The sequence below is a fragment of the Actinoplanes sp. NPDC026670 genome, from assembly GCF_040638175.1.
GTDB lineage: Bacteria > Actinomycetota > Actinomycetes > Mycobacteriales > Micromonosporaceae > Actinoplanes.
Genome location: NZ_JBEZXU010000187.1, coordinates 1 through 1407 on the forward strand (window position 1 = coordinate 1; position 1407 = coordinate 1407).

At 69.7% G+C, this 1407-nt stretch carries 2 protein-coding genes; one reads left to right on the forward strand and one right to left on the reverse strand.

Annotated features, from left to right (window positions below; all coding sequences use genetic code 11):
* On the reverse strand, positions 1–522 hold a 522-nt coding region (locus AB0E94_RS52970), incomplete at its 3' end, for a hypothetical protein (protein WP_360344582.1).
* Between the two features lie 337 nt (positions 523–859).
* Here AB0E94_RS52970 and AB0E94_RS52975 point away from each other — a divergent pair.
* Positions 860–1407: cyclase family protein (locus tag AB0E94_RS52975; protein WP_360344585.1), on the forward strand; the 548-nt coding region annotated here is incomplete at its 3' end.

Consider the following 1407-nt stretch of genomic DNA (forward strand, 5'->3'; position numbering starts at 1 on the left):
CTCGGGCCGGGGCGTGCCGGCGAGCCACGGAATGCCGACCGCCTCACCCATCACCTGATAGCAGTCGTGGAACTCGAATCCCGAAATCGACGAGTCGACGTTGAATTCGCAGAATTGATATCCGGAGGGAGTCGGCAGCACGTCGACGCGGGCGAAGACCTGCTCGACGGACTCCAATTGTTCCCAATTGACGAAGGGCGCGATCTCGGCGGGCAGGCCGAATTCCGCCAACAGCCGCTCGGGAGGCCCCGACCGGAGGAACTCGCGGATCACCACCGTCTGCGCCTCCAGCATGGCGCGGGCCGCCTCGGCCATCCGGTCGAACTCGTCCCGGTCGATGACCAGCGGATAGGGGATGATCCGCATCCGGGTGGCACCGAGATCGTCCATGAAACGCCGCACCGGCGGCGCGGCCGCGACGAGCGCGGAGCGCGCCGGCTCGCTCTGCAACGCGGCCACCAGTGGGGCGTTCAATTCTGCGAAATTGCGATCCGTGTTGTGATGCCGCACCGTGAACCGCACCCTTCGCCCGCCTCGATATTGAATCGGATGCGAGTGTACGGCACGACCGGCGCGAGAGGCAGGGGTAAACTCACGGTATTGATTGCGGACACGGTCGGTGTCGAACAATTCAGGGGTCGACCGGTGCGGGGACACCGAGTACAGTGACCGGCCGCCAGCCGGTTCCGCTGCACAAGCGACGGCGACGACGTCGACCGGCACAATCGCGATTTCGCACGCGCTCCCGTGCCGGGCACGGATTCGCGGCGGCACCATTACCGGCGAATCGTCCGTAAGACCCGCACCCGGAATCGGCCCGGTACGCCTCCGTCGTCGCCGCGGAGGCAGGATCACCGCCATGACCGCACTCCTGGACGCCGTCGCCGCGGGCGTCACCAACCACGACCTCAGCCAGCCGTTCGAGGAGGGCCTGCCCTGCGCGCCGAACCACCCGGGTTTCCGCCTGGCCCTGCTCCGCCGGCACGGCGACGTGGTGCGTGCCGACGGCGGCTCGTCGGCCGGCGAACTGATCGTCACCGGCGGGCACGTCGGGACCCACGTCGACGCACTGTCGCACATCTCGCAGGACGGGCTGCTGCACGGTGGCCACGACGCCGTCGAGGCGCAGTCGGGCGGCCGGTTCCGCGTACACGGCACCGAGACGATTCCGCCTCTCGTGCGGCGGGGCGTGCTGCTGGACGTCGCCTCGGCCCACGGGGTCGACGTGCTTCCCGGCGGGTACGGCGTGACCGCCGACGACCTCGAACGGTGCCTGCGGCGTACCGGCGTGCGGCTGGGCGAGGGTGACGTGGCGCTGGTCCGTACCGGTTGGGCCCGGCACTGGACGGATCCGGCGACCTACCTGGGCCTCGACACGGGGGTGCCCGGCGTCGACCCCTCCGGCGC